Here is a 19,346-nt window from a genome sequence, read left to right as displayed (position 1 = left end):
AGGCTCTAGACCGCAAGATTCATCCCTTTTGCCCCAGAGGGAAACGCAATGTCACTTCAGTACCTTGTAATTGATTCACACCCGCGACCTCATTCGAAACGACCTCTATTCGTCCATGCATTTTTTGGACATATTCTTTAACCAAAGGCATACCATATCCGGTCCCTTTTTCTCCTCGGGTGCCTAACCTAGATGTCTGGGCGCTCATACTAAAAAGGTTCTCTAAAATGTGAGGTGGTATTCCTAAACCATAATCTCGAACCTTTAAAACTATTTCGGCCTGATTTTTAGACACTGTCAGATCGATTTTAGATCCCTCTGGAGAAAACTTGATCGCGTTAGTTAACAAGTTCATGACAATGATATTTCTAAAAGGGACAGAGGCCCCTTCGATATAGACATCCTCGCTAGGCATTGAAAGTTCAATACGCATATTTTTATCTTCTAGGCGTACCTTTAATTGATCAATGGCCTCGTGAATTAAGGCATTAATATGAATTGGGTGAGGTTTTAAAAATACCTTCCCATCTTTTAAAGATTTGAACTCGCGGATTTGAGCTAAAATAGCATTCAGATTTTCGGTACTTCTTTCGATTCGGGAAACTGATGTCAACAAGTCAGGCTGCTCGACTTTTTTCTTTAGTCGAAAGGCCTCCATCTGCACGACGGTCAAAGGAGTCGCTACATCATGAATAAGAATACGTAATAGGTTTTCAACCTCTTGCTTCGAATCTTGAATTTCGCCGATCATTTTCTCTTCAGCTGTCACGAAATAGTGGGTTACAGTTGCCGAATAGGCCAAAAAAAATAAAGTATTCATACGTTTTTCAACGTCGTAAATGTTTAAGTCGCGGATAAAGTTAGGACTCATTCCCCAATAATCGCAAGTATAATAGAACGCCACTGCCAACAGGACCGTAGCGGCTCCAATGAAGTTTCCATACCGACCAAAAAATATTCCCGCGGTTAAAGGAACCGCACTAAGCCAAAATACTCCGGGGGCCTGCATCCCACCGGCCGTCCACACCAAAAAAATCAATTCCAAAGATGGTATCGTATACAGCAAGATCTCGGTTAAAAGTAAGTTTTGAGTTCGCCGATAAATCAACGGCGTAGCTAGATAAAGCAAATATGGTGGAATCAATTGCCAATTGTAATAGTAGAATTTGTACTGAAAATTATACTTTAAAATATAAAATCCCACAGTGATTGCAGAGATCACAAAGAGGGCATTAAAATATTTAATCCTATTTTTTAATAGAAGATCACCATCATCATTAAGTGGTTTGAAGAACTGCAAGAAACCCCCTCCATTTTTTAAAATGGAAATCGACGTAAAAATCACTTCATTATGCAATGATTTCAGACACAAAACAGCAATTTGATTATCTGACAGGCCTTTTAAATAAGATTTCCCCTTTAGTCCAAGGTGAACCGCATTTTTGTCTGGTCAAAAAAGTAAAATTGGGGCAAATATAAAGGCATGAATGCTCAGGATTTAAGCTCTCAATTATTAATAGTTCGTAAGCGTCTTTTGGACCTTCACAAAGAATTCTTGGCTCACCTTAAAGAAGAGCATGACCTCAAGGTGGGGCATTTATCAACGCCAACAGAATGGTTTCAACTGATCACGACAAATCCAGATTACGAATGGCTCAAAGAGTTCAACTCTCTTGTTACCGATATTGATTTATTGACTGAAATAAAGCCGATACCGGTGGAGTTTGCTGGAACGGCGAAGGCCGAGCTTAAGCGACTTTTAATGGGTGGTCCTCAAGATGGCTACGGGGCATTTACTAGCCGCTATCTGAAAGTCCTCATGAGTGGATCAAATATATTGCTTTATCACCATCAGATTAAATCAGCAGTCGATGCGCTGCCCGATAGGGAAATTTCATTTCCAGCGGCTCGGGAAGAACGCCTCAAATGGCAAGAGATTCAACGCCAGCAGGCGCGCCAATCACGCAACTAACAATTCCAGAACATTCCTTCAAGTAAGGACTACTCTTTTGACTCGACCGTGAGAGTGATCACATCGGCGTAACTACCTGCAAGAGCCTGACTGAAGTTTCCAATACTGACGTTAACAGCATGGCGTGTGCCAGCACTCGAACTTTGGCCACTACCTTCAGCTATCAAAACTGGATTACTGGCCGAACCCGAAAGGTTCTTTGTCTGTGTGCCAACTTTAAAAGAGTACGGAATAATCGTGCTGTTGTTGGAATGCTTAAGACCTCCGTTATTCATAGACGAGGCATATATTCGATAGCCGGCATTGTAAACAGCGATCAAATCAAAGCCCCGACTTGCTCCCGGAGTAAGAGTTCCAAACTGTAAAGTCTGAGACGTGTCATTAATATTAAAAGGTGCGCCAGAGTCGACCAAAGATATATGAGTATTCGCATTAACGTAGTAAGTGTGGACTAAGTTCCACGCTTGTATAGTGCGATAACTTCCGCCTGGTGTTCCTTCATAAAGAATCATTGTTACGACATCTAGATAGTTCCCCGAATCAACACCGACAGGATCGGGCAACAGCTTCATATAGTAGGTATGCAAATTTGAAGTCAAACTAGGAGAGCCACTTGGAAAAGAGCCAACTATAAAATCGGACGATGAAGTGGAAACCCCTGCCTCTTTGATTATTCTTGTTCGGCCTGAATCGACATAGATATTATAGGGGTAATATTGGTACCACGTGTACATGCCACGAGGATTGTAAGACAGCGACCAACCGGTCGAGAAGCCAACAAAGTAATTGCACGCACTGGAGTTGCCCCGAGCCACTCGAAACGTCAAAGCAGGAGCAGCTCCGCTGTTAAAGCTGTAATTTCCAGTGACATCTTTAAGATAGACACCATTGCAGTTAGTTTGAGCCACAACTTTGTTGCTAACTAAGAATGCACTGACAAGCCCTACCAACCAGCGAACTGGATGCCTCATAAACCCTCCTTAGTAACAAAAGTTCCAAGATCCACTTCGCCAAACTTGAGTTCCGGTATTTCAATTTCTATTTTTTGCAACGAACCATTCGTCTCTAATTCCAACGAGTATTTTCCTGGTTTGATACCTTCTAAATAGAGCCGACCCTGCTTGTCTGTGAAAAACACTGCCTGCTCATCACCTCGCACATTTAATAAACGTCCAGCAATTAGATCTACCGGACGCTGCCTTCGATCTATTAACCGAGCACGAGCCACCAACGTCCCACGTGTTTCAAGCGCAATCTTCATGGCACTTCGATAGGTTGGATAAAGTGTAAAACGATCGTTGGCTAAAGACGTAAAAAGAGATCCTCCCCCCAGTTGCACACCCATCTCGAAGCGGCGATAGGACGCAAGCTCAGGAAGAACCAACTGATTCCGCCGAACTGAATCTTCTTCAAGTAGATCTCCGACGGCGGATACGGTCACGTCTTTGCTTGCCTGAGTCTCGTCCAATTTTACAAGCAAAATGGAATCAGTAACTGGTCTAGACAATGTCCACGCACCAGGCATTACCACTATGGCCGATCCCACATTCCAACGATAAGCTCCGGATCTTTTGGCAAGATCAAGCGATGAATCCTTCCACTCGCCAGAAACACCAGCAACAAACGAAGAACTGCGGTAAGAGGTTTCAGCATTCGCGATCGTGCTGCTGGCCTTCGAAGCGACACCCGCCCTCGCACTCCAAGGCGACTCTTTTCGAGAAGGCTCCCAAGATATTTGCGCCCTCGTTTCACGATCTTTTTCGACGTATGAAGAATATACCTGCAAATTCTTTTTGGGCTCGAACCAATTAAAATATACGAAAAGTCTATTTTCATTGATTGTGGCGTCTTTCCGTTCCGAGTATTCAAAACTCAACTGGCCATTTTTAATTGGAGACAACGAGTAGACTGCATAATTTTGGTTTTTATTTTTTATTCCCATGCGGTCGTCAGCCTGTAACGCCCCCACTGTTAATCGATGACCAAACCATGGCGAAAAACTGATAAAGCAGTCGCGCTGCCATTCATATCGCTCGTATGGATTGGATACTCCCCAAGTAGAAAATCGAAGCTCTCGATTTTCTAAGGATAAACCTAAAGAACTTTGCCATAAATTCTTATTGGTAAAGCTTCGGTATCGAAGACGACCTGCAAACTGCGCCTTGTCATTTCTCAAATAGCTACGAGCGCCCTCTGCGGAAAATAATCCCCATCGAGTCCCTAAGGTTCCCTCAAGGCCTGCGATATTTTGGCCATCATCACCCTGCGCCCAGACGCCTGACGTGAAGGTTTCATGCAGCCCCCATCTGTGATAAAAGGAATAGCCAGAGTTCTTATAGTACTCTCTCCCGGTATTTGATTGATCAAAACCCAAACGACCAGCATTTAGACTGTAGCGCTGCTCGCCCTTGGATAATAAACTTTGCTCAGACAAATATGGAAACTCAACTTTTTGAGTTTCTCCGTTTTCATCAGTCACCAAAATCTGAACTTGATTTAATCCCGCCACTAACGGAAGGTCTGCAATATTAAAGCGCCCTGGCCCCAAACGCTGAGACCTATACAGCGAACCATTGATATAGATTTCAACTAACGAAAAGCGATTTAAGACAATTTCTTGCCCGCTCAAAACCTGCGTTAAAGGATCCCAACTAATCGCCGGATCCTTTTGCATCCCCAGACCTAATAGAGGCCGAAATACTTGATATCCGAGCACCCCATATTGCAAATCTCCAAGACTCCATCGAGTCGATAAATCAGGTCGATCATAGACCGCCCTAAAGTCTTGTCGATACACCGAACGGCTATTCTCGAAGGTTTTAAAGTACCCCTCAAAAACAAGCTTTTTAAAGCGCAAGGCAAAATCATGATCACCTAGAATAGGATCCCGAAAAGACTTATTCGCAGTATCAGGAGAATAAATATTTTGGGAGGCTCGTGCATTAAAGATAAGACTCCACGGTTCTGGATCCAAGCGCAACGCCAAACCTTCATTTTTTGATTTTATAAAATCTTGAGAGCTCATCTCTTCAGGTGATTGCCCCCAACTTAATTGAAGTTTATTAACATCAAATTTTAAATTGAATCCCTGCGCGTTCAAATCGCGAATCTTAAGTGAGGAGTTTAAACGAGCTAATTCTTCGAGTTGCGCTTTTTTCGCAGGAATCAGCTGACTACCTCCAACTTGAATTAAGTCTTGTATCAAGACTGAGACTTGCTCGGCATCTTCTGATGGGGTGACTCGCACATCTCCTAAAAGCTGGCCATTAACAATTAAGGGAAATGGGAGCTGCTGAGCCAACACCGATTGACTACAAAACAAAAGAACAAATATGAAAACAGATCGAATAGATCCCCTCCAAAAAGGCATTATTGACGCTCTCTCAGTTTCACTTTAACGACGGTCGAATCGTCAATACCTGCAGGTAGATCAACGCTATAGGATTTACTTTTTCCAACCAGCAGGTTATCTCCTAAATGTTCTTTAAGCTGCTTCAAATCAAAATTCCACTTCTTAGCGGCCTTGGAAATTTCAATTTCCGAAATGTCTTTAATTAGAAAATGAAGATTTCCAACGTTTTCAATCACTAATTTTTGATTTTTGATTTGAGCCGCAGCTTTAAATTCAATTTTCTTTGGAAGAACATAAAGGGACGCTACAAAGCTGATCATAAATTTTAGATCGACTCTTTTTTTAGTATCTACTGTCTTCTTTAAATTAATAGGCAGTTGCTCCACCACTAAACGATAAGCCTTTTCCTGGTTTAGTTCTTTTTCTCCCATATAAGCCACACGCAAATTGCGAGTTTCTCCTGCCTTTAAGACAAGTTGTTCCGGAAAAAGGGAAAAGTCAGAGGTCGATTGGCGAGTTTCTTTTCCAGCCTCATCTTCACCTCGTGCTAAAACTTGAGCTTTGATCGCCACGTCCTCATTTGATGGATTTTGAAGAACAAAACTGACCGAGGATTTACTTCCCTCTACTTCGAATTCAGAAACCATGGGGGTCAAAGAAAAAGCATAGGTGAATGAACTACATAACACAGATACAAACAAAAAAGGGATGATTGCTTTCATCCCTCTATAGTAACGATTTTAAAGATGACAGAACAGTCAAGGCGCCTGAAACTCGACTCTATACTGCCCCTTCGGAAGATCGCGAAGTCCTGCCATCGCCATACCTGATTCAAAAACGATCTCGGTTGCGAAATCTTCACCTTGGTTGACTGTGGACGCTGGACTGCGGTCGCCACCTTTAGCTTGAACGTGGACCTTATATGGAAACTCAGGGGTTCCATTAATTCGCAAATCCTGATCTGTCCCTAATACCTCGACCTTCGGTAAAACCACCCCCGATAAAAACAAATTATTCGCTTTTGTCGGGACCGCCGCTAATAGAACCAGAAAGAAAACTCTTTTCATCATGCTTCATTTATCGGAAAAGCTAGACCGGACTTTAGTAATAAAAAAGCCCCGAAGATTCGGGCGAATTGCCCGGAAATAAATGTTACCGAAGCTGCCTCAAAACGAGATCCAGATTTTCGTCCCCAAGCTCATTGCCCGTTAAATAGTGTTACCGAACAGGCTAGCCTTAAGTCCTTAGAATCACAGGGAGGTGATTTGGTGCAAGGGTCTAGTAAGTGGGACTATGTCCGAGTTATGAGCGAACGTTACCAGAATGCGTGTCGCAAGGAGAAGCGTCTCATTTTGGATGAGCTGGAGAAAAATTTAAAAGTTCACAGAAAAAGTGCCGTGAGGGCCTTGAATTATGTAAAAAATAAAAAGCCCAAAGAGTCTCGAGGTCGCCGTCGTATTTACGACGATTTCGTGATCCAGCATTTAAAGAAGTTGTGGCTGGAGATGGGGCAGCTCTGTTCGCGCAGAATGAAGAAGGCCTTGCCTCGCTGGATTACTCACTACGAAGCTCCTGATGTGACCAAGCACTTATTGCTACAGATGAGTAAAACAACCATAGATGTATATCTGCGGCCCTACAAGGCACAATACCGCCGTCACTGGAATAGCGGTACGAGAGCCGGTAAGTACATCAAAACGATGATCCCTTTAAAGCCCCTGGACTACAACGTGGGATCCGTGGGGCATATCGAGGCCGACACGGTTCACCACTGTGGCGGGAGCTTAAGTGGAGCTTATGCGATTACGCTAACCGTGACGGATGTACTGAGCAGTTGGACGGAGTGCCGTGCTATGTGGGGCAAGTCTTCGTTCGGGGTTACGACTTGCATGGTGGACATTGAAAGAAGTTTACCGTTTAGGCTACACACGATCTGCACGGATAACGGCAACGAGTTTTTAAACCATCAGTTCCTCCGTTACCTGCAAGACCGCGAAGAAAAGGTCGCTCTTAAGCGAGGTCGTCCCTACCGCAAGAATGATCAGTGTTACGTTGAGCAAAAGAACTTCACCCATGTCAGGGAGCTTTTTGGTTGGGATCGTTTAGACAAAAAAGATCTGATCGAAGTGATGAACGACATTTACCGCAACGAATGGTCGTTACTACAAAATCTTTTTTATCCGCAGATGAAGTTGGAATACAAAACTCGAGTGGGGGCAAAGTACAAGAAGAAATACTCGGAACCACAGACACCTTTAGAAAGAATCCTAGCTTCACCAAACGTCTCCCCAGACTGCAAAGAGAAGCTAAGAAAGCTTGAACAAACTTTAAATCCGTTCGAACTCAAAAAAAGCATAGAAACTAAACTAAAGATCATCAACAAACTTCTTCAAAAAACCGAAGAAGATCCAGAAGGAATACCAGCATGACACATAAACCCACAGACAAGTCCTTCGGTAACACTTATTTATCGGTCAATACGTCGGGGCTGGTATGTCTCATTTTAGGATTTAATTTAAGGCACCCAGAAACTATCTGGAAACTATGGAGCCGCAATTTCAAAAGTGATTGTATCGCTGAAAGTTCCAGCCAAAGCCGTAGCCTTGCCCGCAAAGGTGATCTTCACTGCAGAGTTCACATCTGACGCTGCCGCCAACGTGCTGACTGTCTTTACAACTTTCTTAGAGTTCAAATTAACAGCAGATCCGCCATCATATTGAATCGAATATGAAACACTGTCCCGACCTGATGACAGCAAGCCGCCGTTTTGAGACGACGCCGAAATCTTATAACCGTCTGGGTTGTTAGAAACCTCTCGTACCGAGCCCACCGTTTTTGCAGTTTCACCGCCAGTGATATTCAGACCTGTATTACCCGATGCCGTCACCACAATGGAATATACGGGGGCGACAACACCCTCTAGATACAATGTCCCAGACGTCGCAGCTTGAGCTGATAAACCAAAAAGAGTTGTAATTAGAGCAGCTTTCAATTTCATTTTTTCTCCCTTATTAAAGTAATAAATTTCAAACTAGACAATGAAACACCTCAGCAAAAGACACGCCATCGCTGAGACTCATTTTATGCTTGTAGCGGTTAAAAAAACTGTCAATTTCATCGACATCAGACCGAAAATAGATGTAGAGTGCCAAGCATGAAAAACGTGTGGAATACTCTTAACCCGAAGCAAAAGATCATTCTCTTTTTGAGTCTAGTTTTTGCGACAAGGTTCCTCTTTAGTTTTTATATTCCTTTGATTGACGATGAGGCCTACCACTGGTCTTGGACACACCCCTTACAACTTTCCTATTTCGATCACCCAGGTATGGTTGCCTGGGTCGAAGCTTTGTCTACCTGGATTTTAGGCGAAACCTATATTGGAATTCGACTCCCTTTTTTGCTTTTCTACATGGGAACTCTTTGGTTTTTATGGAAGCTTACAAAAGAATTGTTCGGTGAAACAGAAGCTTACGTCGCGTCGCTATTGATGCTTTTTTCTCCAGTTTTTGGATTAGGAGGATACGTAGCTAGCCCCGAACCTCCTTTCATCTTTTTTTGGATGGCAGGAGCTTGGGTTTTCTGGCAAGGAGCTCGCGAAGACGAATATCAATGGAGTCTAAAAAAGACTTGGATTTATCTGGGCATCATCATGGGCCTGGGCTTGAATTCTAAGTTTATTATAGCATTGCTAGCGATTGGCTTTGGCATCTATTTACTTTTAACCCCTCATCGCCGTAAAGACTTGCTAACGCCTTGGCCCTGGGTCGGCATTTTGATTGCAACTCTGATTGCTTCTCCAATATTCATTTGGAACATTCAAAATGGTTGGCCGGGTTTTATCTATCAGCTGTCAGACCGCCACTCTCGAGATGAGTTTTCATTCGTTCGCTGGATTGGCTTTCTCGGAACCCAGTTCGGTCTTTATACTCCTGTAGTTTATGGCCTCTCATTAGTCTCTCTAGTTTTGGCTTGGCATCACCGAGCCATGCCTCATTGGCGATTCATTTTTTCATTGAGCATTCCATCCTTCCTTGTTTTCTTTTGGCAACCCCTAAAAGCAGAATACAAACCTCATTGGTCAGGCACCGCACTTTTGATATTAAGCATGGCCGTGGCCTACTTATGGGTGCGTGGCCTTAAATACAAAGGGCGTGTTCTATTTATCCCTAAAAGTAGAAAAATTTTGTGGGGAGTTCTGATCTTTTTTATCCCATTAAATTTTATTTTTTATACGGGTTTAGCCTACCCTTGGATACCCAAAGTTTATAAACTGTTCAGACCCGCTCAAACCTGGAATACCTCCTGGGACTTTACAAATGAATTTTACGGCTGGGAAGAGTTCGGACAGTTTATCAACCGCCGACAAAGAGAGCTGCATGCTGAGTCGGGTCGTCGCCCTTTCTTAGCCTCGCAGCGCTATGAAACCACAGCTCAGATGACCTGGGGAGCAAAACAAAAAGTTTATATGCTGAACACAACAACGTCGCAATATACCGTTCAGCAAACACCTCTTGAAATGAAAGCTCTTGAAGGACTTGATGCATTATTTGTAACTAGTGAAAAGTATAAAACAGATCCGAATAAGTGGGCTTTTTGGGAAGAATGCCTCGAAGAAACCTACAAAACCTATCGATTCGACGAGCACGCAAGGACATTTTATCTTTATTACTGCAAAAACTTTCAGGGCATAAAGAAGTAGCTATGACATCTCTTCCAGCTTTTGCAGTTTATTCAAGCGAAAGCTGAGCACTCGAATCTTTGTGAGCTCTGCTTCTTTCAGCCCAACAATTTTTGCAGTCAGTACATAGGATACACCGTCTGGCGCTCTCTGAGACTTTTCTACAATTACTGGAATTTCTTCTATTTCTAGATCCTTAAGTGCTTGCAGCTGCAACTTCATCGGAGAGCCTGGTAACACGGCCCAAGGACTTACAAACTGTATTTCGAGTTCAGAAATGGTTAACAGACTTCCGCTGTAATTCGCACTCATTTGCCGAGAGACTTCGGAGTTTCTTAAAGACGCCTGCTGCCATTTAGCCTTTTCGGGATCATCACCAAGTAACTTGTGCGTTTTTGTAACAAAAAGTAAAGGATCTAAAGGCTTGATCGAATAATCTCTGGCCCCCAGTGACACAGCAGTTATGACATCCCCCATTTCATTTCGACCTGTCAACATCATAACTTTGATGTTCTTTTCAAAAATCTTAGCTGATATTTTACGTAAAACATCTAAGCCCGATAAAACTGGCATTTCGATATCTAAAATCAAGGCATCCATCGTCAGCCGAGGAAATTCTTTTAAAAATAGCTCGGGATCCGAATAGGTTTGTACTTGGTAGCCTTCGCGCTCCAGCACATAACTTGTTAGCTTCAAATCCGTCGGATTATCGTCTACTATAAATATTTTCTTGCTCATACTAAGCCGCCTTTTTGTTAAACGTTTCCAAAAACAGCTTTCCTTCCAAAAAATATTCGTCAATTCTTCCTATCAAATGATCATAATCTAAAACCGCATCTGCTTTTAAGCCCTGCTCAATGGTTTGACAAAGTTTACTGAGGCCAGCAAGTCCCAAATTAGCTGCGCTCGATTTTAACTTATGTGCTTGTTTAGCAGTTGCCGACTTGTCTTTGTTGGCCCAAGAAGATTTAAGTTCATCAATTATTGGAGGCGTTGTTTGCAAAAACACCTCAATTAGCATCCCCAGAAGGTCCTCTCCCGGCTTTGACATAGATCTTAACATATCTAACTGTGACTCGTTTATATTTCCCGAAACTGTCATAAACACTTCCTCTAAGTTCTATAATAGCCGTATTTAGCGAGAAGTTCTGTTTTTAGCGCGTGTATTACAGGCTTCTAAACATGCTGTCTCCTTTAGGGCTTTGATTGACTCATTATTGGTCAATCCCTACTTCGATTAGCGCATTGTTAAACAAACAGGAGACAATCATAGTTATAAGATTGTTAAAGGTACGGATGTTATGGGCAAAACACAAAAATCAACAGAGCTCTCAAGAAAAATTCTTAAAGCGATGGCTTTAAGAATGAGTGTCATGATGCTGATTTTTACAGCCTTCAACTTCACTGTTCTATTTTTATTAGCGAACTATATCGAACTGAAAGCCCCGAACCTTCCCTTTGATGTTCATATGATCGCCTTCGAATCCTCGATCATCCTTTTTACTGGCGGTGTTTTTACGTTAGCTGCTGAATTTGCCTTAATTAAAAACATTCTAAATAAGTATCTTTCAAACCCACTGTCTCTTCTACTAAAAGCCACTCGAAGAGCCCGTCGCGGCGACCTCAATGTTAAAGTTATTCATAAAGAAGAAGATGAAGTTGGCGAGCTGGCCCAGTCATTCAACGAAATGACTGATGTTCTTCAAAGAAAACTCGAGGACTTAAGGCAAACTAAAATGAAGGCAGAGGTTGCCTCGGAAAAAGCTGTCAGTGCCAGTAAATCTAAGTCGCAGTTTTTAGCCAATATGTCGCACGAGATTCGAACTCCTATGAATGGAATTATTGGCGTCTCTAGAATGCTTGAAGAAACTCAACTAAATCCCCAGCAACGTGAATACCTTTCAATAATTCAAAACTCTTCTCATTCGCTGTTAAGCCTCATCAATGACATTTTAGATATTTCAAAAATCGAAGCCGATAAAATGGAAATGGAATCCATTGAGTTCGATCTACTCTCGACAATAGACAATGTCATTGCGACCATGAAGTATTCTGCCTCAACGAAAAATTTAGACTTGCTGATCAACAGCAATATAAAAATGAATAATTCGTTAGTAGGAGACCCCAATCGTATTCGCCAAATACTTCTTAATCTTGTCGGCAATGCTATTAAATTTACAGAAAAAGGCAAAGTTCAAATACATATTCGCGAAATTCCATCTCTGGAAATTGGAAAGCATCGAATATATTTTGAAGTTGAAGATGAAGGAATAGGAATTCCAGAGGATAAATTAAAAAATCTTTTCACTTCTTTTCATCAAGTTGACGCTTCCACAAGCCGAAAATTTGGAGGCACGGGCTTGGGACTTTCGATTTGCAAACGACTTGTCGAAATGATGAAAGGCCAGATCGGAGTAGAGAGTCAACTTGGAGTCGGTTCAAAGTTTTGGTTCTTTATTGAGCTTAGTGAGGGTCGCCCATTAACTGAATTGGCCGAGCTCTCTAAACCACGACAGTTTACGTCTACCATCGATTCAGAAGGAATCAAAATTCTTATCGCCGAAGACAATCTGATCAATCAACTTGTCGCGAAAAACATGGTCGAAAAAATGGGATTTGAAACAGTCCTAGTTGAAAATGGCGTTCAAGCCATTCACGCCATTCACAATGATTCAAATATAAAACTGATTTTAATGGATTGCCAGATGCCCGAAATGGATGGTTATGAAGCCACAAGAAACATCAGAAAAAGTATTAATCCAGATATTCGAGATATCTATATAATTGCACTTACGGCCAACGCCTTGGCAGACGACAAGGACAACTGTTTAAAAGCTGGGATGGATGACTTTATTAGCAAGCCAATGGAACCTTCGGCATTGGAAGAAAAAATTCACGCGTACATAAATGCACAAAAAAAATCCTCTCGCGCCACTGGCTAGAGAGGATTTTTAATTCAAGACTTAGTCAATACAGTAAAATTTTCCAGCCAAATAGACATATCCATCGGGTCTTTTGTTTTTTGGATCATGATGCAACCAATGTAGAAGAGGGCCTTGCTTGGTTTGAACAAGCTCTCCACCCATGCTAACAACATCGCCAACTTTGACGGGAACCTGTGGACACATATCGACATTATAGACTGCAAGCATTTCAGTTCCGTTAGACAATTTTACTATCCATTTCTGATGCCGGCGCCCTGAATTGTCATCTGGAAGCAAGCGAACAACTTGCATTCCTCCGCCCTCAATAAAACGCAATGCTTTTTTCTTAACAACAGCTCTGACAAGATCAGAATCATTATCAACTACATAAGAATCGACATCGGTCTGAATTCCCTCTGTTTGAATAACTTGTGCCTGCACGGGTGACCACACGAATAATGCAGCCAGTATCAATGCCTTCAATTTGATCATCTATTCCTCCTTGAACAGAGCCTATTTTTATTTCTAGAATCTATTTATATTCAACCTTCTCAATAACAACGAACTCTTCCCCAGATGGTTTTATCAATCGGACCTCATCACCTTCCATCTTTCCCAAAACGGCTCTGGCCACCGGTGATTTCCATGAAATTTTACCGAGCTTTACATCAAACTCATCTTCGCCGACGATCTGATATCGAACTTGTTGATCATTTTCATCAACCAGTGTGACCCAGGCTCCGAATAATACTTTTTTACCGGACATCTTGGATGGATCCACAACTTCTGCATCTTCAATTCTTTGAGTTAAAAAACGAACTCGTCTGTCAATTTCGCGTAGCCGTCTTTTTCCATACTGGTAATCCGCATTTTCAGAGCGATCACCATTTGATGCTGCCCACGCCACAACTTCTACAAGCTTAGGACGCTCGACATGCATCAACTCGTGATACTCGGCCCTTAACTTTTCCAATCCCTCTGGTGTGATGTAGTTTTTTCCATTATCCATCACCAGACCATAGCATGTTCGTCTAGTCCGGGGAAGCAACCCCCTGGACCTAGGTCCCACTGGACTCAACAATCCGAGACATACTTCCGAAACGACATGAAGGAGGAATTAGTGAGCGATAATAAGTTCAAGCGCCTATTCACTGCGGCCATGCTGTCATCAACAGTATTTGGAGCCACTTATTACTGGTATAAACACAGTGAAGTTCGCTATTCCTACAGTGGAGATGAAAAAGCTTTGGCCTACGTTGGAAAAATCGTCGACGACATTCAGCGACGCCCAGCAAGTAGACTCCTGTGGCAAAGCGTAGAAACCGGTGAAGCCTTATATAACGGTGAAGCCATCCGCACTCCCTCGAACGGCGAAGTACGAATTCAATTTGCCAATTCAGAGCGCTATATCGACCTAGAAGCTGACTCACTCATTGTAATTAAACAATCTGAAGGCGATATTGCCTTGGACTTGATGGAAGGTAGCCTTTTTGTAAACGCTAAAGGTGGAGCCTCTGAAGGAACAGAGCCGGGACTTGTGTTGACCTCTGATGGAAACAAAGTAGATCTTTCCAACGCCTCCGCGACTTTAAGTAAAGGTTCGAATAACAAGATTGACCTTCAAGTCCTTGAAGGTAAGGCTTCGATCAAAGATAAAAGTGGAAAGTCCCAAGAACTTGGAAGCGGTGATGCAGGAGCTTTAGGCCAAGATGGATTGGTCTTCCGTCAAGACTCCATCCAAATTATTACTCCGACCCCCTCTAAAACAATCTATCGCTATGCTGACGCAGATTCAAATCTTGATTTTAAATGGAGCGGCTTTCCTAACGACAGCGAAATTACTTTATGGATTGGCAACAGTCGGAAAAATCTAAAGCCAGTCATGACTTTGGCCCCGAATGCAAAACCTGAAGCACAAGTGCCTCTAAATATCGGTAAGTACTACTGGAAGCTTTCAGCTAAAAGCCCTGCCGGACAAAGCATTGGCGAGACACCAATTTATAAAAACGAAATTTCAACTCGGCTGACTCCTGCGGTCTTATTTCCACAAGTCGATGCGCAAATTCCGATCCAAACAGATTTCTTTGACATGGCTTTTAAATGGCAATCTACGGATCAAACTGAAAATGTCACTTTAGAAGTTTGGGAAGATGAACAATTAAAAAAACTTGTTACCCAAAAATCTTTTGCAAAGGAAGACTCCTTCACCCTTCCCGCTTTAAAAGAAGGGACCTACTATTGGCGCCTCTCGGCTCTCTTCTTTGAGGATAAAAATCCTTATGTCGGAAAAATTCAAAAGTTTTCTATTTACAAACAAATTTTAGCAAAGCCCAAAATTCAAGTTGATGTTGCTTGGAACGCTGAAGCAACCAAAGATATTCAATACTACGTAGAACAGCCCAAATTAGATTTGAAGTGGGAAGCGAATTTGCCCGAGCAAGTAGCCAACTACCGTCTAAAGGTGCTTAATGAAAATGGGGATACCGAACCCGTTCAGATAAAACAGACCAAAGAGAATCAAAACTCGATTCCTTTGCCTAAACCAGGCCGCTATATAGCATCGATTGAGGCTCTGGACGCTAACGGAGAAGTGATCGGTACTTCAGCCCCTAAGACCATACAATCGGCAGAATTACCGCTCCTGCCTCCACCTCAGTTTGATGGCGACATTTCAGTCCAAGCTTCTAACGACGGTAAAACAGAATTGCAATGGAAGGAAATTCCAGGAGCAAAAGAATATGTCCTGTCTATTTTTAAGAACGGCAAAGAGATCAGAAAAACAAACTACTCTAAAAACACCACAGCTCTGAAGAACTTGATGCCGGGTGAATATGAAGTGCGATTACAGGCTTTAGATAATTACGGAAGAGCCAGTGAAATTGGCGAAGCTAAAAAGATTTTGGTTCCTGATAAATCAGGACTAAAAGCTCCTAGCTTAAAGAAAATTAAGGTGAATTAGTGAAATACGTTTGGGCGTTGATTACAACAATGATGTTTGTACTGGGCTCGGTGGTGTTTGCCGCCGAGGGACCGTACCGTCGTCTTGTAAACTTCGAATGGGAAGCCATCGAAGGCGCTTCAGCCTATGACGTGGAACTGACTCAGATCATAGAGGGAAAACCAGGTTCAAAATTCAACTTTAAAATGAAAACCGCAGAGTGGGCAGGAAAACTGACTCCGGGTAAATACACCATGATTCTTCGAGCTCGTGACTATCGCGGTGTTCCCGGCGAATGGTCAGACCCCAGCGAGTTCTTCGTCGGTCTTGATCCTGTCAAAATCTTAGCACCAAGCCAAAACTCGAAAATAAATAGCTCTAATAAAAAAGAGCAAAACGTCCAATTCAAATGGCAAGCTGTCGGCGGAGCAGAGCGCTATCAGTGGACTGTACTGGGAGCTGACGGCACTACAATCAAATCGGAAATCACTAAAAAAACGGATATGGATTTAGAACTTCCAGTGGCCGCGTCTTACAAATTCAAGGTTTCAGCAATTTCACCAAACGGAATTGAAAGCGATGGAACTTCGATTTCTGAGTTTGAAGTCTGGGGACCAAAACTTGAGTCTCCTGAAATTAAAAAGCCAGAGTCTCAATTTGTTCGCGAGTTAAACTGGAAAAATCCAGAATTTACCTCTACAAATGAAATTGTTCTTTTTAAGCTTAATCCTACTTCGAAGAAATGGGAAAAATTCCAACAAGCCCCCGAGACACAAACAACGGGTTTAGATTTTCCTAGCGACTGGGCCGGTGGAAAATATCAACTTTGGGTGCGTGGAAAATCACCACTGCGCCCTCAATCCGAATTTGCTAAATTGACGTTCGATGTATTAAACGGAAATCGCTCACCCGCTGCTGAATATACCGCGTTGGTTCGCAAATCTATCGAACGCTTCAGTGGTTGGTATGGTATCGCCTCGTACCTGGTAACACAGATTCAATATAAAGGGGTTAATCCTGAAAATGCTTCGTCTGTAGCCTATAGCGCTGTTGGCGGCACAGGCCGGCTTGGAGTCGGCTGGTATCTTCCTGAAAAAGTTTGGGGCTTTTTGGGAATTATCGATCTTAGCGGATTTACTATAAACAATAAAACCAGCACCTTTGCTTCGCTTGAAGGAAATGCCGTCTATAAATCAGCTGTCGGAGAACGCGGTGAACTGCGTATTCAGATTGGCGGATTCTACAAAGAACTTCCCGAGACCATCGGAGATCCGTTCACGGCGACATCTTATTCAACAAAAATACGATCGATCGGACCCCATGTTGGCGGAGAATATTGGTACTCGTTATCTCCTAAATTTGGACTGCAAGCCAATGCCCATGGCTATGTTTCATTAATCAAAATAGATACGCCGAACGGACAACCTATACAGACGACCTTTTCAACTCAATTTGGATTTATGGGAAGCTATCGATTCAGTGAACGTCTTACAGGTTTGATGGGATATGCCCGTCGCGAAGATCGCATGGCCTATAAAGCCAAGCCCGACTCTGGCAATTTTGCTGTTGATGGCGACATCAATACGGCCACCGTTGTTGGCGATTACTTAAACTTTTTTGCGGAATATAATTTTTAAGGGGTAAATTAAATGAGAATCCCAATATCTACTAAACTTATCTCGGTCACGATCTTGATTCTTGTCGCAGCGACGGGAACGATCACTTATATTTCGTCCGCTTACTTTGAAAAACGATCATCAGAGCAAGTCGATATCGCCAATCTTGAATCTGCGACAGGTAAGGCCAAAGAAATCGAAAACATCATCACTTCGATGATAGATAAAACCAAGCTTTCGGCCAGTATTTTACTTCAGGGCGCGACAACCAACCCCGAAGCGCTTTTGAACTTTGATGCGAACTTCGAAAAAGACCGCAACTTTATTTCACTCGAAGTGCTTAAAATCGAAGGCTCGGCCCTCACCTCTGTGATATCACGCCAAAAACAAGAGGTCGTGAAAAAATACAATCTTCACCCCAACTATTTCCAGACAGTACGTGCTTGGCAGAAGTTTCCAATCGTCAATGTCCGTCAAGGTTCTTTTGAAATTGCCAATGGCTCTTATGTCAATGGCCCAGCAATGTTCACTGTTGGCATCCCATTGATTCGAGATGACCAAGGACAAATCACACATATTGCCATCGCCAATATTGATTTGGCGATCTTGCAAAAGCCTTTTGCTGAACCTTCCGAACGTGCGCAATACATTATTGATCGCAATGGCGATGTCTTAGCCCACAAAGTTGAGGCCTATGCAATTCGCAAGCAAGCGATGGTAAAGAATCCAATTATTGAAAAAGCACTTACCCAAAAATCCCCGCAGTTTCAGACAAAGTTCGTAGATCCATCAGACAAAAAAACCTATTTTGGGGCCGCGGTAAAAACATCCGTTGGTGCCACATTAATTTCACAAACTTCTGAAGAATCTATTCTAGAGGTCAGCCGCGAAGTTCGCCGTCGAGCAATCTTTGTCGCAGGCTCTGCGATTTCTTTGGCGATCTTCTTTATCTTTTTATTTTCGATGACCCTAACCGGTCCAATTGAAAAACTCGCCTCGCTAATTAAATTAGTTTCTAAAGGTAATTTCGATGTCAATGCCCGCGAGCAAGTGAAGTCCCACGATGAAGTTGGCGACTTAGCTCAAGCCTTTGATGAAATGACCGAGGGTCTTAAAGAGCGAGACAAAGTTAAAAACTTATTCAGTAAGTTCCACGGATCTTCCGTTACCGAAGACTTGATCAACAAAGATATCGGTCTAGGTGGTATGAAAAAAGAAGTCGTGGTGTTCTTCTCGGATATTCGGGGATTTACTGCCTTTTCGGAAAAACGCCCACCCGAGGAAGTCGTAGGTATGTTGAACGAATACTTTGGAGTCATGGTGAGTGTTATTAACAAATACGGCGGTGTCGTTGATAAATTTATCGGTGATGCGATTATGGCCGTATGGGGCGCTCCAAAAGAAACAGAATACGATGCAATGAATGCCGTTCGTGCCTGTATAGAAATGCGTAAAGGTTTAGAGGAACTGAATCACAAAAGAATGGCTCGCGGTGATGTTCCCATAGCAATTGGTATGGGCCTTCATACAGGTTATGCAATTTCCGGCACCATAGGATCTGACGAGCGGATGGAGTACACCGTAATCGGAAACACCGTAAACACGGCATCACGTATTGAAGCTTCAACAAAGGCCTTCGGAGCAGATTTATTAATCACGGACGAAGTCTTAGCAAAAGTTGGAGACAACTTTAATGTCATCTATGCTGGAGCTGCTGAAGTAAAAGGCCGTTCTGACGCCATCAAAATGTACAAAGTTCGTGGCTACAAAGATCAAACAACAGGCGAATACGTTGACGTTCAAACAGAGTGGTCTGACTACGAAGCCGAAAAAGTAGACAAGGTAAAGGTAGCTTAAAGGCTACCC

Annotated in this window: 17 protein-coding genes; 7 read left to right on the top strand and 10 right to left on the bottom strand. The window is 42.8% G+C overall.

What is annotated here, in order from left to right; translation table 11 throughout:
• Positions 1 to 19: 19 nt before the first annotated feature.
• Positions 20 to 1,300: a sensor histidine kinase gene (locus AC04MN_RS10030; protein WP_475383067.1), complete on the bottom strand. Its 1,281-nt coding sequence runs from the start codon at positions 1,298 to 1,300 to the stop codon at positions 20 to 22.
• Positions 1,301 to 1,483: 183 nt separating this feature from the next.
• Here AC04MN_RS10030 and AC04MN_RS10025 point away from each other — a divergent pair, with 183 nt between their 5' ends.
• Positions 1,484 to 1,972, top strand: coding sequence for a hypothetical protein (locus AC04MN_RS10025; RefSeq protein ID WP_475383066.1), 489 nt, complete (start codon positions 1,484 to 1,486; stop codon positions 1,970 to 1,972).
• Between the two features lie 29 nt (positions 1,973 to 2,001).
• On the opposite strand, the gene AC04MN_RS10020 is transcribed toward AC04MN_RS10025, so the two are convergent.
• Genes AC04MN_RS10020 through AC04MN_RS10005 form a run of 4 tightly spaced genes read right to left on the bottom strand, consistent with a single transcriptional unit; the run spans position 2,002 to position 6,394 of the window.
• Positions 2,002 to 2,943, bottom strand: a complete 942-nt coding sequence (locus AC04MN_RS10020; protein WP_475383065.1) for a spore coat protein U domain-containing protein — start codon at positions 2,941 to 2,943, stop codon at positions 2,002 to 2,004.
• Positions 2,940 to 5,342, bottom strand: coding sequence for a fimbria/pilus outer membrane usher protein (locus AC04MN_RS10015; RefSeq protein WP_475383064.1), 2,403 nt, complete (start codon positions 5,340 to 5,342; stop codon positions 2,940 to 2,942). The genes AC04MN_RS10020 and AC04MN_RS10015 overlap by 4 nt, the downstream gene beginning before the upstream one ends.
• Positions 5,342 to 6,046 carry a fimbrial biogenesis chaperone gene (locus AC04MN_RS10010; protein WP_475383063.1) on the bottom strand — a complete coding sequence of 235 codons (705 nt, stop codon included), beginning with the start codon at positions 6,044 to 6,046 and terminating at the stop codon, positions 5,342 to 5,344. Before AC04MN_RS10010 ends, AC04MN_RS10015 begins: the two co-directional genes overlap by 1 nt.
• A 36-nt stretch (positions 6,047 to 6,082) precedes the next feature.
• A complete protein-coding gene (locus tag AC04MN_RS10005) occupies positions 6,083 to 6,394 on the bottom strand; it encodes a hypothetical protein (RefSeq protein WP_475383062.1) in 312 nt (103 codons plus the stop codon).
• A gap of 234 nt (positions 6,395 to 6,628) precedes the next feature.
• Here AC04MN_RS10005 and AC04MN_RS10000 point away from each other — a divergent pair, with 234 nt between their 5' ends.
• On the top strand, positions 6,629 to 7,753 hold the full coding sequence (locus tag AC04MN_RS10000) for a transposase (RefSeq protein WP_475382640.1): 1,125 nt from the start codon (positions 6,629 to 6,631) through the stop codon (positions 7,751 to 7,753).
• A 113-nt stretch (positions 7,754 to 7,866) separates the two neighbouring features.
• On the opposite strand, the gene AC04MN_RS09995 is transcribed toward AC04MN_RS10000, so the two are convergent.
• Positions 7,867 to 8,322, bottom strand: coding sequence for a fimbrial protein (locus AC04MN_RS09995; RefSeq protein ID WP_475383061.1), 456 nt, complete (start codon positions 8,320 to 8,322; stop codon positions 7,867 to 7,869).
• Between the two features lie 156 nt (positions 8,323 to 8,478).
• Between AC04MN_RS09995 and AC04MN_RS09990 the strand changes: the two genes are divergently transcribed.
• On the top strand, positions 8,479 to 10,023 hold the full coding sequence (locus AC04MN_RS09990) for an ArnT family glycosyltransferase (protein ID WP_475383060.1): 1,545 nt from the start codon (positions 8,479 to 8,481) through the stop codon (positions 10,021 to 10,023).
• Here the strand turns inward: AC04MN_RS09990 and AC04MN_RS09985 are convergent, their stop codons facing one another.
• Together AC04MN_RS09985 and AC04MN_RS09980 are read right to left on the bottom strand one after the other, a co-directional pair.
• Complete coding sequence (locus AC04MN_RS09985; protein WP_475383059.1) at positions 10,024 to 10,740, bottom strand: response regulator; 717 nt, start codon at positions 10,738 to 10,740, stop codon at positions 10,024 to 10,026.
• 1 nt (position 10,741) lies between these two features.
• Positions 10,742 to 11,104 carry an Hpt domain-containing protein gene (locus AC04MN_RS09980; protein ID WP_475383058.1) on the bottom strand — a complete coding sequence of 121 codons (363 nt, stop codon included), beginning with the start codon at positions 11,102 to 11,104 and terminating at the stop codon, positions 10,742 to 10,744.
• A gap of 199 nt (positions 11,105 to 11,303) precedes the next feature.
• Between AC04MN_RS09980 and AC04MN_RS09975 the strand changes: the two genes are divergently transcribed.
• A complete protein-coding gene (locus AC04MN_RS09975) occupies positions 11,304 to 12,944 on the top strand; it encodes an ATP-binding protein (protein WP_475383057.1) in 1,641 nt (546 codons plus the stop codon).
• 21 nt (positions 12,945 to 12,965) lie between these two features.
• On the opposite strand, the gene AC04MN_RS09970 is transcribed toward AC04MN_RS09975, so the two are convergent.
• Both AC04MN_RS09970 and greB read right to left on the bottom strand, forming a co-directional pair.
• Positions 12,966 to 13,418 carry a DUF3465 domain-containing protein gene (locus AC04MN_RS09970; RefSeq protein WP_475383056.1) on the bottom strand — a complete coding sequence of 151 codons (453 nt, stop codon included), beginning with the start codon at positions 13,416 to 13,418 and terminating at the stop codon, positions 12,966 to 12,968.
• A gap of 40 nt (positions 13,419 to 13,458) precedes the next feature.
• Positions 13,459 to 13,935, bottom strand: a complete 477-nt coding sequence (greB, locus tag AC04MN_RS09965) for a transcription elongation factor GreB (RefSeq protein ID WP_475383055.1) — start codon at positions 13,933 to 13,935, stop codon at positions 13,459 to 13,461.
• Between the two features lie 111 nt (positions 13,936 to 14,046).
• Here greB and AC04MN_RS09960 point away from each other — a divergent pair, with 111 nt between their 5' ends.
• From AC04MN_RS09960 to AC04MN_RS09950, 3 genes are read left to right on the top strand one after another with little or no spacing between them, the layout of a single operon-like run.
• Entirely contained in the window at positions 14,047 to 15,885 is a 1,839-nt protein-coding gene (locus AC04MN_RS09960) for a FecR family protein (protein WP_475383054.1), read from the top strand.
• Positions 15,885 to 17,501, top strand: a complete 1,617-nt coding sequence (locus AC04MN_RS09955; protein ID WP_475383053.1) for a fibronectin type III domain-containing protein — start codon at positions 15,885 to 15,887, stop codon at positions 17,499 to 17,501. The genes AC04MN_RS09960 and AC04MN_RS09955 overlap by 1 nt, the downstream gene beginning before the upstream one ends.
• Before the next feature lie 12 nt (positions 17,502 to 17,513).
• Complete coding sequence (locus AC04MN_RS09950) at positions 17,514 to 19,337, top strand: adenylate/guanylate cyclase domain-containing protein (protein WP_475383052.1); 1,824 nt, start codon at positions 17,514 to 17,516, stop codon at positions 19,335 to 19,337.
• Positions 19,338 to 19,346: the final 9 nt, after the last annotated feature.

Source organism: Bdellovibrio sp. ZFWA1 (assembly GCF_056175665.1).
Note: the sequence above shows the minus strand (reverse complement) of the source record. Positions and strands in the feature narration are given on the sequence as shown.

Coding starts and splice junctions, on each gene's coding strand:
- AC04MN_RS10025 (WP_475383066.1), top strand. CDS start 1,484: ATGAATGCTCAGGATTTAAGCTCTCAATTATTAATAGTTCGTAAGCGT.
- AC04MN_RS10020 (WP_475383065.1), bottom strand. CDS start 2,943: ATGAGGCATCCAGTTCGCTGGTTGGTAGGGCTTGTCAGTGCATTCTTA.
- AC04MN_RS10015 (WP_475383064.1), bottom strand. CDS start 5,342: ATGCCTTTTTGGAGGGGATCTATTCGATCTGTTTTCATATTTGTTCTT.
- AC04MN_RS10010 (WP_475383063.1), bottom strand. CDS start 6,046: ATGAAAGCAATCATCCCTTTTTTGTTTGTATCTGTGTTATGTAGTTCA.
- AC04MN_RS10005 (WP_475383062.1), bottom strand. CDS start 6,394: ATGATGAAAAGAGTTTTCTTTCTGGTTCTATTAGCGGCGGTCCCGACA.
- AC04MN_RS10000 (WP_475382640.1), top strand. CDS start 6,629: ATGAGCGAACGTTACCAGAATGCGTGTCGCAAGGAGAAGCGTCTCATT.
- AC04MN_RS09995 (WP_475383061.1), bottom strand. CDS start 8,322: ATGAAATTGAAAGCTGCTCTAATTACAACTCTTTTTGGTTTATCAGCT.
- AC04MN_RS09990 (WP_475383060.1), top strand. CDS start 8,479: ATGAAAAACGTGTGGAATACTCTTAACCCGAAGCAAAAGATCATTCTC.
- AC04MN_RS09985 (WP_475383059.1), bottom strand. CDS start 10,740: ATGAGCAAGAAAATATTTATAGTAGACGATAATCCGACGGATTTGAAG.
- AC04MN_RS09980 (WP_475383058.1), bottom strand. CDS start 11,104: ATGACAGTTTCGGGAAATATAAACGAGTCACAGTTAGATATGTTAAGA.
- AC04MN_RS09975 (WP_475383057.1), top strand. CDS start 11,304: ATGGGCAAAACACAAAAATCAACAGAGCTCTCAAGAAAAATTCTTAAA.
- AC04MN_RS09970 (WP_475383056.1), bottom strand. CDS start 13,418: ATGATCAAATTGAAGGCATTGATACTGGCTGCATTATTCGTGTGGTCA.
- greB (WP_475383055.1), bottom strand. CDS start 13,935: ATGGATAATGGAAAAAACTACATCACACCAGAGGGATTGGAAAAGTTA.
- AC04MN_RS09950 (WP_475383052.1), top strand. CDS start 17,514: ATGAGAATCCCAATATCTACTAAACTTATCTCGGTCACGATCTTGATT.